Source organism: Chloroflexus sp., from assembly GCF_034434295.1.
Lineage (GTDB): Bacteria > Chloroflexota > Chloroflexia > Chloroflexales > Chloroflexaceae > Chloroflexus.
Map to the genome: position 1 here is coordinate 1 of NZ_DAOTZQ010000098.1, position 15,740 is coordinate 15,740.

Genomic DNA, 15,740 nt, shown 5'->3' on the forward strand with positions numbered 1-15,740 from the left:
CCTATCTCCTCGCTCCTCGTTCCTACTCCCTACCCTCTCCCCCTATCTCCTATTTCCTATCTCCTATCTCCTCAAAAAGTGATATAGTACGCAAGACAACACAAAGCGGTCGTATCACTCGCGGGGTGTCCCCGCTGGAGTAAGGTTATGTACGAATTATCTAAGCTGTACGTCGCATTTGAGCAGTACTTCGGTCAGCCACCAACCCGCATTGCCCGTGCACCTGGTCGGGTGAACTTGATCGGCGAGCATACCGATTACAACGATGGGTTCGTCTTCCCGATGGCGCTGGATCGCGCTACCTATGTGGCGGCCCGGCCACGCAACGATCAGATTGTGCGGGTGTTTAGTATAAAGTTCCGCGAAGAGGATCAGTTCGATCTACAGCAGATCGTGCACGATGAGCGCCGACAGTGGGTGAATTATATTCGCGGTGTAGCGAAAGGGTTACTGGCACGTGATTTGCCGCTACGCGGTGCCGATTTGATGATCGATAGCGATGTCCCGGCAGGGAGTGGCCTCTCGTCGTCGGCGGCCCTGGAGGTAGCGGTTGGGTATACATTTCAACTGCTGAACAATATCAATCTACTCGGTGAGGAGCTGGCGCTGGTTGCGCAGGGCGCAGAGCATACGTTTGTTGGGGTCAAGTGTGGAATTATGGATCAGTTGATCGCTGCCCTGGGTGAAGCCGGTCATGCACTGTTGATCGATTGCCGCGACCTGAGTTATCGTCCGGTGCCGATTCCCGCTGAAGCGCGGGTGGTGGTGTGCGATAGCGGTGTCCGTCATCGCCTGGCCGGTTCGGAGTACAATCAGCGCCGCGCCGGTTGTGAAGAAGCGGTGCGCCTGCTCAAGCCGGCACTGGGGAAGATTCAGGCGCTGCGTGATGTGCGTTCGAGCGATCTGGCTATGTACGGTCACCTGTTGCCGCCCGATTTGCTGCCGCTGGCCCGCCATGTGGTGAGCGAAAATGAACGCACGCTGGCGGCTGCCGAGGCGCTGGCTGCCGGTGATCTGGTGAAGATGGGGCAGTTGATGGTCGCTTCGCACGTGAGTCTGCGCGATGACTATCGGGTGAGTGTGCGCGAACTCGATACGCTCGTCGAGCTGGCTCTGGCCGCACCGGGTTGCTTCGGCAGTCGCATGACCGGTGGTGGCTTCGGTGGTAGCACCGTGTCGCTGGTGGCCGCCGATCACGTTGATGCCTTCGTGGCGGCGATGGTAGACGGCTATGCCACTCGTACCGGACGCAAACTACAACCGCTGGTTTGCACTGCCGGCGCCGGGGTATCGTGTGTCTACGCCAGCGAAGAGGAGTAGGGTCTCGCACCTCGGACGGTTCACCTGCCCGGACAACAGCCGGCAGGTCGTGCATCCGCCGGTTGTGCGGAATCGCCACGGTGCAGGCAGGTGCGATTCAGCGCTGACCCACTCTCGCCAATTGCACGACCGCCCTGCCTGCCGGAGCGTAGTCTATAGCGGAAATATCGTATCGCCGACCGGCAAATCGTCAACCATCCATCCGTTTATCCCTATCAGGGGGGTGCTCGCGCCGGTGCCGGCGGGATAAGGCTGGACACGAGGCGACTATGGAGATCGTGAGTACCCTTTGGGAGGAGCGTATGCTGGGTCGCATCTTTGCGCCACTGTCAACCGTTTCGCTGCCGTTGGTGTACGGGTTGAGCCATCGCGCACTGCTGCGCATGGGGGCAACCAGCCAGGAGCGTTGTCTGAACGGGATTCGTGCTCACTACTACGCTATGCCGGCCCGTGGGGCGGGCGATCTGCCGGTGCTGCTGTTGCACGGGATCGCCGACCGCGCCCAGACCTGGTCGTTTGTGATGCCGCAACTGACTACGATTGGGCCGGTGTACGCGCTCGATCTGGCCGGGTTTGGGCTGAGTGGGTTTCCACCCGGTCAGCGCTACGCCACTATCGAGCAGCAGGTGGCACTGGTGCAGGCGTTTATTCGCGAGGTAATCGGACGACCGGCGTTACTGGTCGGCAACTCGATGGGGGGTTGGATTTCCATTCGGGTCGCGCTGACCACACCAGAACTGGTGGTTGGACTGGTGCTGCTCGCGCCGGGGGGCGCAATCTTGCGTGGACGTGAGTCGTGGGAGCCGTTTCTGCACACCATCGAGCTGGCCGATGCCCGCACGGTACGGCAGGCTCTGCGCCAGATGTATGGCCGGCCACCGCTGCCGCTCTACCTGGCCGGCCACGGCCTGCGCTCACTCTTTCGCCGTGACCCGGTGACCCAATTCATCGCCCATCTCGACGAACAAGCGATGCTGCGCCCCGCCGACCTGCAAGCGCTTCAGGTGCCGACGGCGCTAATCTGGGGCGAGGCCGACCGCTTCCTGCCGCCCGAATCACGCGAGTTCTTCTGCGCCAATCTGCCCAACCCGCGCCTGCTGCTCTTGCCGGGCTGCGGCCATATGCCACAACAGCAACGGCCACGCCAGGTTGCCGCCTTCATCCGGCGTTTCGCCCAGGAGATAAGCGCCCAGGCACCGGCAAGCACCCTGTAGAACCACAGCCAATACAGTGCAGGGTAATCAAAGATCGTTCATTGCTACAGAGAGGAAACCGCAATGATCCTGTCCGGCACTCGTGACGCAGTACTGCTGAGCGTGCAGCGGGTTGATATTCACGGCACAATCTTCTACGACGTAACCTTCCATCACACCGGTGAAACGCAACCGATCCGCGCCCGGATCGGGACTGAGAGCGTCTATCCCGATCCCCAGCCTGGCGATCAGGTGCTGGTAAGCTATGTGATAGGGGTGGTGACCAGCATCGCCCCACGCCCATCATAAACCAGCCATAGCATAGGCCACCTGGTGTTCGACGGCCCGTAGGAGGGAGAGGGATCACCGACAACGTCCAGAATCAGGGCGCACACCTGATCCTCGCTCAACCATCGTCGGCGTGCGCTGTGGTTTCACCTCCGCGCTGCACGCCGGTAAGGTGGAGGTTTCAGCATATTCCCTCCAGGATTCCGTAGCGCAACGTTTGGAGTGCGGCAGCCATACTGCCGCACCTGGCACGCTCACGGTCAGGGGGGTGTCGGAGCGGTAAGCCTGATGGTAACGGGTACGACGTGGAGCGAATGACCAGATAGTATCCTCGACGATAATGAACAGTATCGATCCAGATTTGATGTGACGATCATGCATACTCGCAGATACTGAACATCAGCAAGTTGTAAGCTGGCACTACCCCACGGCTAGTTAGAGAAAGCACGGCTGGCGCGGCAGCACGGCTGCCGCACTCCATACTGACGCCTCACCCCTGCCTGCAGCTTGCAGCACTGGTGGCGGGGAACAAACTGCTCACCCACCATCCCTGCCCTCCGTGTGTGGTACAATGCACGGTATGAAACCGAGTTACGACATCATCATTATCGGCCTCGGCGGAATGGGGAGCGCGGCAGCGTATCACGCCGCCCGGCGCGGGCAGCGCGTCCTCGGTATCGAGCGCCACACCCTTGCCCACACTCTCGGCTCCAGCCACGGGCGATCCCGCATCATTCGCCAGGCATATTTTGAAGACCCAGCCTACGTGCCGTTACTTTTGTGCGCCTACGAGCTATGGCGGCAGATTGAACACGATAGCGGTACACACCTGTTGACCATCACCGGCGGCTTGATGATCGGCCCCCCTGAAAGCCACACCGTTGCCGGAGCGCTCCGCAGCGCCCAGGAACACGGGCTGGAGTATGAGTTACTCGACGCTGCTGCAATTCGGCGCCGCTTCCCGGCGCTACAACCGACCGAGGGCACCATTGCGCTCTACGAACACCAGGCCGGCTTCCTCTGCCCGGAAGCCAGCGTCACCGCGCACCTGCAATGCGCATCGGCGCTCGGCGCCGAGATACACGCTGAAGAGCCGGTGCTGACCTGGGAAGCCGACACCGCCGGCGTGACCGTCACAACCTCGCGTGGCCGCTACGTCGCCGAACACCTGATCATCACACCCGGCCCCTGGGCACCGCGGCTCCTGGCCGACCTCGGCCTGCCCCTGGTGGTCGAACGCCAGACCCTGCACTGGTTCGCCCCCACAGGTGGCCTGGAGCCATTTCTGCCCGACCGCTTCCCGATCTACATCTGGGAGACAGAGGACGGCACCCAGTTCTACGGTTTTCCCCACCAGGAAGGGCCACCCGGTGGCGTCAAGGTAGCCCTCTTCCGCGCCGGTGAACCGTGCGATCCCGATACGGTTGATCGGGTCGTACATCCGGCAGAGATCGCGGCCATGCGTACCGCCATCGCCGACCGCATCCCGGCGCTGAACGGCGACCACCTGGCTGCGGTGGTCTGTATGTACACCACCACCCCCGATCAGCACTTCATCGTCGGTTTACACCCGCAATACCCCAACGTCGTCATCGCCTCGCCGTGTTCTGGACATGGCTTCAAGTTCGCCAGCGTAATGGGTGAAATCCTGACCGACCTCGCCATCGATGGCACCACCCGCCACCCGATCCGACTGTTCGATCCACTGCGGTTTCAAGCGCAGCGTGCGGAGTGAGGGCTGGGCTTGACGAGGCGGAGAACCTGCGTAGGGACATGGTATGCCGTGCCCCTACGGACGTCCAGCGGTGTATCATCCAGTAGGGGCGACGCATGCGTCGCCCCTCGTCGCCCCCTGAAGTAGGGGCGGGTGCACAACCTGCCCCTACGGTCTCATGGACGGAGGGAGGGAGAGCGCCGTCGCCAAAGGCAGGTGTCTCGCAGCGTTGGACGGAATGAATTTCATCCAACGCCCGGACGAAGAGCAGCAATGAACATCCTTTGAAACAGGCAACGAGATACGTTATACCGAAGCCCGTGTCGATATGCGTAACAGAATAGAATGCGGTTCAAGCAGAGGCACAGTATGGAGAAGAAGCTGTCTGTCAGTAGCCGGCTTACCTTCTACGATGATAAACCCATACCCTCCTCTCGTCCCACGTATAGATGAAGCGCAGGCCAAATCCTTGCAGACCGGCCTTACTCTAATCAACTGTAAGCTGGTTAGCCGACACCCAGCCTCGAAACCCACCCCCACCCATCACCCCCACATCACCACTTTCCCTTGCATACACCACAGCGATTGATATAATGAATGTAAACACATTCCAATCGAACCAAACAGCGAGGAATCAATGCCGCTCACGATTACCCTTCGTCGCATTGCCGCCGACCGCGCCGAAGTATCCGTTGCCGGACAGCGACTCGCATTGTTTGAACCGGCAGCCCTGCGCGAGAACCAGCCATTTACCAGTAAGTGCGATTCGGTTGAATACGGTCGATGTCTCATGGCCGCCCTCGGTGGTCAGGAATTGCAAGAACACCTGGCCCGCATCCCGCTCGCACCAAACCTCAACAGCATGGTCGCGATCCAGACCGACGACGCTGAGCTAGCGGTGATTCCGTGGGAATTTCTTCACGACGGAAATGAGTTTCTGATCTTCCGCTACCTGCTGGTACGCGAAGTACCGGCTACGCATGCCCTACCTCCACCACCTACCGCGCAACTCTGGCGTCTGGTGGTGATGGGTAGTGACCCGCTGCTGGGAGAACAGTACGATGCCCAGAGGAAGTTTTGCGAATTGAAGCCGGTGCCGCGATTAAAGGTTGCCTGGGAACTCGACACATTGTGCGCCGATTTACAGCAGCGCCAGCCGCCGGTGCCCTTTCGCTGGCAGCGGATCGCGCCCACCCGTGCCGCACTGATTGATGAGCTGGCAACAACCGAGCCGATCCTGTTCCACTTCGTCGGGCATGGCAGTGTCGTGAACGGCATACCAATGCTGTGTTTCGACGACGGTGCCGGCAAACTCGATCTGCAACCGGCCTCCGATCTGGCCGACCATCTGCGTGGTATGGTCATGCTGGCTTTTCTCAATGCCTGCCGCACCGCCGATAGCGTCGAACCGGGGGCCAATCTGGCGCTGACCCTGGTGCAGCACGGGATTCCGGTGGTGGTGGGCAATCAGTATCTGGTCATCGATGAGGCCGCGGCACCGGTTGCCTGCACCTTTTACCGTTACCTGGCCGCTACTATGCATCCGGCCCAGGCCCTCTACCGGGCACGGCTTCAGCTCAGGAACCATCTGCATGATCAACCGCAGCAGTGGGCCATGCCGGTGATCTACCTGGCCCAGGGCTACCAATGGCCGCAATGCCCCCCGGCACCGACCTCATCGCTACCGCCAATCGAACCACCACTCCCTGTACTGACAGCCCTCAGCGCACCTGACTATCAGGCCGGGCGCTTTGTCGGGCGCGAGCGCGAATTGTGGGAGCTGGCATCGCTGTTCGTTCACGATCAGAAAAAGATTGTCACCATTCGTGGCCCCGGCGGCATTGGCAAGACGGCGCTGGTCGCGGCCCTGGCCCACCGTCTGCGCTTCGTCTTCAGCGACGGCATCGTCGCGCTGAGTCTGGTACTCCCCGGTGAGCAGGCCGGTCTCAACGCTGCCGATGTCCGCCGGCAACTGGCCAGCCTGCTCGGTATCCGGGTCGAGGATAGCAGTGTCTGGCCGGCTGATGAACGGGCACAGGAGAACATCCTGGTCGAACATCTGCAACGGCGGCGGCGCTTACTGTTGATCTGGGACAACTACGAAACGGTGCTCTGGCGGTTGGGGCGCGAGACCGAACCCGATGCGAGTGCCGATGTCTTCAGCGCCGCCCAACAGGACGAAGCGACGGCGGTGCAACGCCTGGTGCGCCGGCTGGCCGACAGCGGCGTGTCTATGCTCTTCACCAGCCGCCAATCGCCGGTGGGCGTGCCTGGCGAGGTGTGCTTCCCATCGGTCGAGTCGGGCCAGTTGCCTGGTCTTAGCTCCAGGGCCAGTGAGGAATTCATGCGCCGCCTGATCAGCCTGCGTAACCCAAGTGAAACATTCCTGAACCGTCTGGCCGCAGCCGTGGATTACCATCCGCTGGCGATGCAACTGGCAATCACACGCTGGGATCGCGGGCAAGACGATGAAGACACCTTCCTCAACAACCTCGATCACGAACTGGTCCAGGCCCGCGATCCGGCAGCACCGATGTACCAGCAAACCTCGGTCGAGATCAACATCCGCCTATCGCTGCATGCCCTGCCCAACGAGCTGCAAGAGGCGCTGCTGACCCTGACCATCATCGCCAACCCGATCATCACCCCGCTGCACGCAGCCGTGGTCTGGGGACTAGAGGACGAGCAGCAGTGGCAGATTGGATCCGCCCACCGGCAACTGGAAGCATTACAACAGAACTCATTACTGCAAGGTATCGGCTACGATCCGGCCCACAACCGGGCGCAGGCGTACAGCCTGCAACCGGTAATCGCCGGCTTCCTGCGCCGGGAAGCGCAGCGGCGCGAGGCCAAGCAGACGCTTGATATGCACGAAGCCCGCCAGCGTTACGCCCGTTGGGCGGACGTGCTGGTTGCACGAGCATATGATCCCCGGCAGGGTATCAACGCCGATCCTGATCTTGCCCAAGAGATACAGTTTTTCCTGCCCGACCTTGCTGCAGCGCTGCCTGCGCTGACCGATGCGGATCGTGGCTGGACCTACTGGCAAGCAGCCTGCGTCTTTGCCCGCATGGGTGATCTGGCGACGGCCCAACGCATGATCGACCTCGCCACACCACTGGCCCAGACTGACGAAGCCCTGCGCAGTCGGGTCTACCACCAGCAGGCCGATGTGCTGGTCACCCGCGGCGACCTCGACCAGGCCCTCGCCCTCTATCAGCAATCACTCGACCTCAACGACCGCCTGGGCGATGTCCACGGCAAAAGTGCCACCTTGCTGATGATGGCTCAGATCATGTTCATGCGCGGCGATCACCAGCAGGCGCTTCAGCAGGCATACGCTGCACTCCAGACCCTGGAACGAATCGGGGCGGCACCCGATGCGGCCAAAGCCCGTGAGATTATTGCCTTGATGGAAGCCGCCTGCACTCAGGCTGGTGGAGCTGGTGGATCAGCAGCGGCGGTCAGTGTGACCCCGGCCCGTCTCCTCGGCATGCTGATTGCCATGGTGGTGCAGGCTCGCGGTGAGCAGATACATCCCGATCAAGTCCGCGCAGCCCTGACCCAATTGCCGCCGGCTGCGCCCTGGCCCGCAGTGCGGGATGCCCTGCTGGCGGCGCTAGACGGTACGGCGGACGCAGCTTCCCATCTGCTGGCCGCCGCGCCCCCGCTGCTGGCGCAGGGTACGGCAGCCGAACAGGGTGATGCCCTGGCCGGGATCGGCAACCTCGGCGAACTGCTCAGCGACCGGGCCACCGAACGCCAGGCCCGGGAAGACGCAGTGGCCGCCTTCCGTACCGCCGGCGACGACCGGCAGAGTCTGATCAGTTTGAGTGTTGCGCTCTACAACCTGGCCATGTGTTACGTCAACCAGGGCGAGGTAGCGGTAGCGATCCCGTTGCTGGAAGAGGTTGTGGCACTTGACGAACGTACCGGTCATCCCGACCTGGCCCAAGACCGGGCAACCCTGGAAGCGCTGCGGCGACACCTGGCCGGACTGCCGGAACCGACGCTGGTTGAGGCGATTATGGCCTGGCGCAACGGTAATGGCGACGAGGCGCAGTTGGTGGCGTTGATTAACCGGATTTGTCATCTGTACGTCCGCACCATGCGCGAAGGATCACCGGCGCAACGCGAAGAGCTGGCCAACGATCTGGCCGAGCTACGCGCTGCCCCTTCTCTGCCCATCCCCGGTGCCAGGGATTTTCTGGGGGTGTTACAGTTGCGGTTGCGCGATGCGCCGGGAATGGCGGAACGGGCGGCTCAGATGCAGGCGACGTTGCCGGAGCAGTGGGTAGATGTTTTGGAGCGCATGGAACGAGATGTGGCCGGAGAACCGGTAGACACATCTGCTTCGCCGATGGCTGACAACCGGATGATGACAGCCGCCGCAACCCTGGCAGCACAGCTTGAGCAGTTGCCACCGGCGCAGCGGGCCGAAGTGCAGGTGCTGCTCCAGGTTACGCCGCTGCTGATCGGGGCAATGGCTTTGCTGAACCAGGATCACGCCCATGAACAACGCACTGCGTTTGTCCAGGTACTCGAACAGGCCGCAGATCAGGCGGCTGCGGGTGAAGCCGAAGGCTCACCGTGGCTGAAGGCAGCAGCAGTATTACGCACGCTGGCCGGCTGGCTGACCGGTAAACCCGTTAACGTTGATGAGCTGGCAGAGCCGTACCGGAGTGTTGTGCAACAGATGCGCGGGGATTAATTGCCGGCTCCTCATCTCACCATCCTTCTGGCTTCCCTCCGCTGGGGCTATGTATGACCCATAACTCGCATACTGCATTACCCGCGTGCCGGAGCGGGTCGGCGGAGTGATGACGGGCGTGCTCCCCAGCCGGGAGCTGGGAGCGTGCGCCTCCAGCGCGCATGGTGCCGGTACCATTGATGGAGGGAGGAGCCAGGAGCAAGCTCCCGCCCCTGGCGGCATTCACGGACGGCCAGGACAGATGATCGAACCCAACGTCTACCCTATCAGGAAGCCCTGGATCAAACGTCTGCTCTCCCCTCTCCCGCCCCCCATCCATTACCCATAACTGGTGTCGACCACGTAATGAATTGCCTTACCCGCCCGTCGTACCCGTGTTGCACCGTTTGGCGTGTGACAGCCATGCTGTCGCACCAGCCGTACTCACGATCCGGCGCGTGGCCCACCGTTGACCCGGCTGGTCACGAAAATGCCGTTTGTGCTGGTCACAATCGTAGAGTCTGTCAGTCATTGATGAAATAACTTCTCAATGTTGTTTGAAACAGATTCTACTGTCTCAGGCCAGGCGGTTTGCTCGTGTGTGAGCACATTCAGGGACATTATGGTACAGGATGGCAGCGTGCTCGGACGCATGTGATCCAGGTATCGTTACGCACGCGACACCGAGGTCTGCGCAAAAAGCCCTATCTCAACCCCAGCGCATCTGAGGTTCAATACGCTCGATGGTTGCAAGCGACAGGTCGTCCACACCTGCCATCCTTTGTCAGGTAGCGAGTATCATAACCCAAGTTGCCACCTACACTGTGACAAGCTACGGAGACTGACTGCCAGGATGACCAGCACGACATTGCCTGTAACACCGTATGGCGTAATCGCACAAGCAACGTGGTGAGCAGCCTGTTCCCATGGACGTGTGACGTTGCGTCTCACGGCAGCAACCTGGTTTCTCCCCATCCTCTGTGTCCTCTGTGTCTCTGTGGTGATATAAGGGAGCACCTTGGGTGACGATCTATCCGCCTGCATCCACCTAACCCGCGTCCATCCGTGTTCCACCCCTCCCCCCCGTCGCGCTCAACGCCCTGCACCGCTGTGGTGACGTAAGGTAGCAACTTGGATTATCATATATTTCACAGGCGATTGCTCCAGGCTCTACCCGCAAAGGTTTGGACCACTTCATGTATACTACAGAGCAACGTATGATCTTGCCCCACACCCCCAAGATGGCATAGAGCATCACACAGTGCAAAGGAGAGGTAATCGTTGGCCTTTGTAGCTCATTTCGGGCAGATGCCAGATTTTAATGGTTAGGCGGATGGTTGCCGGATAGAAGCCGATACAACGGCATCGTTAACCTGATCATAATATTGTGTGGCGTGAACTTTAAAGTACAATAATTACGATTGTGGAATGTTATCTTGCCTAAGCTTGCTCGCTTCTTCGGTACTATCATTCCGCAATGTACACGAAGCCAGGTGTACTCCATCACGTTCCGCACTTCCACGTGTATTACCAGAACCATGCTGCGGTACACAGCATTGACCCAATAGAGATGATAAGTGGTGAGTTGCCGCGTCAAGAACAACGACTTGTGGAAGCGTGGGCGGAATTACACCAGGGCGAACTGAAAGAGAATTGGGAGCGATTGCAAGCAGGACAGGTAGCATACAAGATAGCACCGCTGCGCTAAAGGGGTGAGCGAGATGGAACATGCAATCTACCGGGTGGTTGGATGTGAAATCACTGGCCCATACACACTGCGCATCACGTTTGACGATGGAATGGTTCGAGAGATCAATTTCAAGCCGGTGCTGGAAGGGCCGGTGTACGGCGCGTTGCAGGACGAAGAATTGTTCAAGCAAGTGAGCATAGACGCAGAGATACACACATTGGTGTGGCCAAATGGGGCGGATTTTAACCCAGAGACGTTGCATGAGTGGCCGACGTATGCGGATGAGATGAAGCGAATGGCAGAGCGCTGGGCGACAACAATGGCGAAGGTTGGGTAATCACCCAACCCTGGCGGCAACGGATACGTGCTCTACCGGACGTGCTACATCATACCTTACAGTAGCAATCTGGGGTACACCTATCCGCTGTGGCCTCTGTGTCCTCTGTGTCTCTGTGGTGATCCTACCCGCCCTCTGCGTCTCTGCGGTGATAATATCTCTTGCCGGACTCGCCCAACGTGCAGTACCATATACCACATCAATCACATTGAACCAGGGAACTGACAATGAGCGATAACGATAGCGTACACTACAATTGCCCGAAGTGCGGCTACACCAACATCTGGACCCGCGATGAGTTGTTGCAGAAAGGGCAGAAAATCATTTATCGGCAAGAGACAGTTGACACACTAGAGTTTAGCGTGCGCTGTAAGAACCGGGATTGCGACCATCGGATGCGCATTCGGGTACCGAAAAAGTGAGGCCGCTTATGCAGCTCATTGGACCGGAAACAGAAAGGGATCGCGAGCTGCGCGAGTGGTTTGCGGCCCAGGAACGCGGGAATGTCGAGCGCCTGGAAGCCGGGGCGCAGACGATGATGCAGGTGATTAGCGGGTTGTACGGGGTGCTGTTCGCGGTGCTGGCTTTGAGCGATCAGCCGACCTATTTGCAATTGCCGGTCGTGCGCTGGGCCGGCAGCGCCGGGGTGTGTATCTTTTTTGCCTCCCTGGTGGCGGCGATGCTGGTCCTGCTCCCCCGCCGGATCGCCTATCAGGAGGACAATCTGACCGCTATGCGGCGGGCGTATGATCATCTGCTCAGACGCAAGGCCACCTTGCTGCAGGTTGCGCAGGTGCTGTTTCTGGGCGGCATCGCCTGTGTGATTGCGGTTATCCTGGCTATCGTATGGCAGTGATGAGGACGAATTGGTAGCCGCGACGGTACCTTTACCGGTAGCAGCGTTGCCATACTCTGATGTACCGTCCGCTGTCTGGTAGAGAGCGCTTGCCGCGCTGAATCCGGATCACTGCAATCATCAGCAGGCAGAACAGGTACCGCATCTCATCCTTCGCCCCCCCTCAACCCATTCATCACCATCGCTACACTGTGCTATAATCGCGCCCGGCACTGATTGCCGGGAAGCGCTATGGAACACATTGTTGTCGGGATTCTGCTGTTACCGCTGATCATATACGTACCGGGGTGGGCATTCACCCAGGCGCTGCTCGCATCTGATCGGCACGACGGCCTGGAGCTGCATTTTGAACGCTGTCTGATCAGCGCCCTCTGGAGCGGCTGGCTGGCCCTGATGTTGGGTAGTCTGGGTATCTTTTCACTCTGGTTCCATCTGGGTCTTACCCTGACCGTCACCGTGTTCCTCATCTGGTGGGCATTCCGTCGTACCCATCGGGTAACGGCACCGCTTGCGACTCCTACCGCGCTGGTGTGGTTCGCGACCCTGCTGCTACTCACCCTGCTGGTGGCTCGTCCCTTCGAGGTGATACTGGGCGTTCGCGACGCTGGCGTCTACGCGGTCACCGGCTTTGCCATGGCCCGCACCGGCAGCATTGTCCAGACCGATGCCGTCGTTGCTGAACTGGGACAGGCTGCGCAGAGCACCGATCCGGCAATTCGCGAGCCGGCAGCCCAGGCGATCAGCAACTTCATGATTGCCCAGGCCCGTGATCGCTACATCGCGTCACGCTTACGCGCCGCCGGCTTTCTGATCAACGAAGGTGATCTGGCCCAGGGACGGATCGTACCGCAGGGGTTCCACCTCTTTCCGGCCTGGATCGGGTTGCTGAGCGCTGCCGGCGGTCCGCTCTTCGGCCTCTTCGCCACCGGCCTCCTCGGTCTGCTCGGCGTATGGAGCGTCGGCATGATCGGTCGCCGGCTCGCCGGGCCATGGGTGGGCTGGCTGGGCATGGTCTTGCTCGGTCTGAATGCGGTGCAGGTCTGGTTTGCCCGCTACTCAACCGCCGAAACAACCGCGCAGATGCTGACCTGGGGTGGCCTGTACCTGTTCGCGAAATACCACGACCGCGGTCTCTCCCCGGCAACGCGGATCGTGTACGCTGCCCTGGCCGGGATTGCGTTTGGGCAGGTTGCGCTGGCGCGCATTGATTTCTTCTTACTGGCGCCAGCCATGCTCTACCTGGGCTACTGCTGGCTGAGTCGCCGCTGGCAACCCGAACAGACGGCGCTCACCCTGGGAATGCTGGCGATGCTGGCACACGCCGCACTGCACATCATCTTCATCGCCCGCGCCTATTTCTTCGATACCGGCTTTGCCCGTTTTCAGGATTTTGCCCTCACCTCACTCATCGCGTTGCCGTTTCTCTCGCCGGCGGTGCGCGAAGCCTACTTCACCTCGAAGTTCAGCTCGCTCGACGAGCCATGGCGCATCTGGCTGGAGCTGGCGGTGATTGCCGTGCTGGTGGTCGGACTGATTGTAATCCGTCGTCGTGAGCTAATCAATGTGATTGAGCGCCAGATTGTCACGCACCGCCAACGCTGGCAGCGCGGCATCGCCATCGCACTGTTGCTCCTTGTCGGCTGGGCCTACCTGATCCGCCCCCAAATCATCGATGCCGACCTGCTCTTCAACACTCGCGGTGGCTGGAATGATCCGCTGACCCGCGATCCGGCGCTGGTTGCCGGTGATGTGCGCAGCGGCGTCATGACCCCCACCGAAGCTCGTCTGCAAGCCGGCGTTGTCCTGCAGGGGCGACCGTGGGAAGCAGAACCCGATCTGGCGGCAACCGCGGCGCTGCGCACTGAACTGGCGGCGAGTCGCGGGCCGTGGCAGGGGCCATTCTCGAACCAGACCCTGAACTGGTTACGCCTGCAAGGGTACGTTGGCGCACCCATCCGCTTGCCGTTGGTACTGTACTACCAGGAATACAGCTCAATGAGCTGGTGGCAACGTCTACTGGCCGATCCGACCACCTTCACCAGCGAACCGGCCCCGGTACAGGCGAAGGAACTAATCCCGCTGGCCGGACTGGTGCGCGTTGGCTGGTACCTCTCACCGCTCGGCGTCATCCTGGCCGGCATCGGCTTTGCCCTCTGGTGGTGGCGCGGCCTGACCAGCGCCAGTTGGCTTATGCTTACCGTCGGCTTCCTCGGCAGCTTCTTCTACCTGCGCCAGACCTACGGCACCTCTGAACAGACCTACATCTACATTCTGCGCCGGTTCGTACCGATTGCCTACCCGATCTTCGCCCTGAGCGCCGCGTATGCACTGGCCGCCCTGGCCGGCGCGTGGCAACTCCGCCCAACCGCCAGCCGCTGGCGCCAGGGGACCGCGGCTGGCTGCGCCGGACTGCTGATACTCTTTTTGGGATGGACAGGCCGTTACTACTTTGCCCACACCGAATATGCCGGCGCCCTCAGCCAGGTAGCGGCTATAGCCCGTCACTTCACCCCAGAGAGCGATATTGTCCTCTTGCGCGGTGGTGCTCCGGTCTACAGCGACTCACGCGACATCCCCGATCTCCTGGCGACACCACTACGCTTCGCGCACGGTATCAACGCCTTTACCGTCAAGAGCGTAGCGACCGCCCCCTACGCCGACCTGCTGGCCGATCAGATCAGACACTGGCAAGCCGATGGCCGTACCGTCTACCTGATGCTCAGTGCCAGTGGCGGCAACCTGGCCTTTCCCGGCTTCCGGCTAACCCCAATCGCCGGCGTGGAACTTAATCTGGCCGAATTCGAGCAACTCACCGACCAGAAACCACAAAACGTCTCGCGCCTGACACTACCGTTCACCATCTACCGCCTCGATCCGACCGCCGAACCACTGGTGGCAACCGATCAACCACCACTAACAACAACCGCCTTTGCTGCCCAGATTAGCGGCTTCTACCGCCCCGAACAGCACAGCGATGGCTGGGCATACAGTTGGAGCAACGGCGAAGCGATCATCCGCCTGCCCTGGTCAACCACCACAGCCCAAACCATCGCTCTCGAAGTAGCAAGCGGCCTACGCCCACCCCATCTCGGCCCGGCCACCCTCTGCATCAGCGCCCAGGTCGAAGCGACCCTCTGGCCAACGACTGCCACCCCGCTCGTTGAACTGGACTGCCACGCCATCGGGCAACAACCGACCACCATCCGCTTCACCCTCGACCCGGCGCAACTACCACCGGCAACGAGTGGCACTCTCCTGCTACACCTCACCGGCCCGGCATGGATACCGGCAGCCGAAGACCCGCGCCAAAACGATCAGCGCATCCTTCACGTTCAAATCAGCCGACTGTGGGTTGAAGAGTAAGGAGTTCAAAACAGAGCACGCCCTCACCCCCGGCCCCTCTCCCGCGCAGTGCGCGGGAGAGGGGAGAGATACACCTCCACCCCAACTGCCTCCATTGGTAGCAAGAGTTCACCCTCACCTCCTCCCCCCAGCGGGGATACCCTCTTATCTCCTCCCCCCAGCGGGGGGAGGCCGGGAGGGGGCCAGGATTGCGGTGCACGGGTACCATACAGAACACGCCCTCACCCCCGGCCCCTCTCCCGCGCACTGCGCGGGAGAGGGGAGAGACACACCCCCACCCCAACTGCCT

10 protein-coding genes are annotated in these 15,740 nt (G+C 60.8%); all 10 read left to right on the forward strand.

Going from position 1 to position 15,740, the window contains the following annotated elements:
• Positions 1 to 147: 147 nt before the first annotated feature.
• The 10 genes from galK to VAE57_RS14000 all read left to right on the forward strand — a co-directional run bounded on the left by galK (position 148) and on the right by VAE57_RS14000 (position 15,451).
• Positions 148 to 1,320 carry a galactokinase gene (gene galK / locus VAE57_RS13960; protein WP_322822480.1) on the forward strand — a complete coding sequence of 391 codons (1,173 nt, stop codon included), beginning with the start codon at positions 148 to 150 and terminating at the stop codon, positions 1,318 to 1,320.
• A 269-nt stretch (positions 1,321 to 1,589) separates the two neighbouring features.
• Entirely contained in the window at positions 1,590 to 2,534 is a 945-nt protein-coding gene (locus VAE57_RS13965) for an alpha/beta hydrolase (RefSeq protein ID WP_322822481.1), read from the forward strand.
• Positions 2,535 to 2,597: 63 nt separating this feature from the next.
• Entirely contained in the window at positions 2,598 to 2,822 is a 225-nt protein-coding gene (locus VAE57_RS13970) for a hypothetical protein (protein ID WP_322822482.1), read from the forward strand.
• 550 nt (positions 2,823 to 3,372) lie between these two features.
• Positions 3,373 to 4,536, forward strand: a complete 1,164-nt coding sequence (gene solA / locus VAE57_RS13975) for an N-methyl-L-tryptophan oxidase (RefSeq protein WP_416208460.1) — start codon at positions 3,373 to 3,375, stop codon at positions 4,534 to 4,536.
• 616 nt (positions 4,537 to 5,152) lie between these two features.
• Complete coding sequence (locus tag VAE57_RS13980; RefSeq protein WP_322822484.1) at positions 5,153 to 9,226, forward strand: CHAT domain-containing protein; 4,074 nt, start codon at positions 5,153 to 5,155, stop codon at positions 9,224 to 9,226.
• A gap of 1,456 nt (positions 9,227 to 10,682) precedes the next feature.
• A complete protein-coding gene (locus VAE57_RS18820) occupies positions 10,683 to 10,913 on the forward strand; it encodes a DUF4160 domain-containing protein (protein ID WP_416208461.1) in 231 nt (76 codons plus the stop codon).
• A 13-nt stretch (positions 10,914 to 10,926) separates the two neighbouring features.
• Positions 10,927 to 11,232, forward strand: coding sequence for a DUF2442 domain-containing protein (locus VAE57_RS13985; RefSeq protein WP_322822485.1), 306 nt, complete (start codon positions 10,927 to 10,929; stop codon positions 11,230 to 11,232).
• A 227-nt stretch (positions 11,233 to 11,459) separates the two neighbouring features.
• Positions 11,460 to 11,654, forward strand: a complete 195-nt coding sequence (locus tag VAE57_RS13990) for a hypothetical protein (protein WP_322822486.1) — start codon at positions 11,460 to 11,462, stop codon at positions 11,652 to 11,654.
• 8 nt (positions 11,655 to 11,662) lie between these two features.
• Positions 11,663 to 12,088, forward strand: a complete 426-nt coding sequence (locus tag VAE57_RS13995) for a hypothetical protein (protein ID WP_322822487.1) — start codon at positions 11,663 to 11,665, stop codon at positions 12,086 to 12,088.
• A gap of 231 nt (positions 12,089 to 12,319) precedes the next feature.
• Entirely contained in the window at positions 12,320 to 15,451 is a 3,132-nt protein-coding gene (locus VAE57_RS14000) for a hypothetical protein (protein WP_322822488.1), read from the forward strand.
• The last annotated feature ends 289 nt before the right edge of the window (positions 15,452 to 15,740 follow it).

Excerpts from the sequence above, each read along its gene's own strand:
- VAE57_RS13990 (WP_322822486.1), top strand. The coding sequence starts at position 11,460 with ATGAGCGATAACGATAGCGTACACTACAATTGCCCGAAGTGCGGCTAC.
- VAE57_RS14000 (WP_322822488.1), top strand. The coding sequence starts at position 12,320 with ATGGAACACATTGTTGTCGGGATTCTGCTGTTACCGCTGATCATATAC.
- VAE57_RS13995 (WP_322822487.1), top strand. The coding sequence starts at position 11,663 with ATGCAGCTCATTGGACCGGAAACAGAAAGGGATCGCGAGCTGCGCGAG.
- solA (WP_416208460.1), top strand. The coding sequence starts at position 3,373 with ATGCACGGTATGAAACCGAGTTACGACATCATCATTATCGGCCTCGGC.
- VAE57_RS18820 (WP_416208461.1), top strand. The coding sequence starts at position 10,683 with ATGTACACGAAGCCAGGTGTACTCCATCACGTTCCGCACTTCCACGTG.
- VAE57_RS13980 (WP_322822484.1), top strand. The coding sequence starts at position 5,153 with ATGCCGCTCACGATTACCCTTCGTCGCATTGCCGCCGACCGCGCCGAA.
- VAE57_RS13965 (WP_322822481.1), top strand. The coding sequence starts at position 1,590 with ATGGAGATCGTGAGTACCCTTTGGGAGGAGCGTATGCTGGGTCGCATC.
- VAE57_RS13970 (WP_322822482.1), top strand. The coding sequence starts at position 2,598 with ATGATCCTGTCCGGCACTCGTGACGCAGTACTGCTGAGCGTGCAGCGG.
- galK (WP_322822480.1), top strand. The coding sequence starts at position 148 with ATGTACGAATTATCTAAGCTGTACGTCGCATTTGAGCAGTACTTCGGT.
- VAE57_RS13985 (WP_322822485.1), top strand. The coding sequence starts at position 10,927 with ATGGAACATGCAATCTACCGGGTGGTTGGATGTGAAATCACTGGCCCA.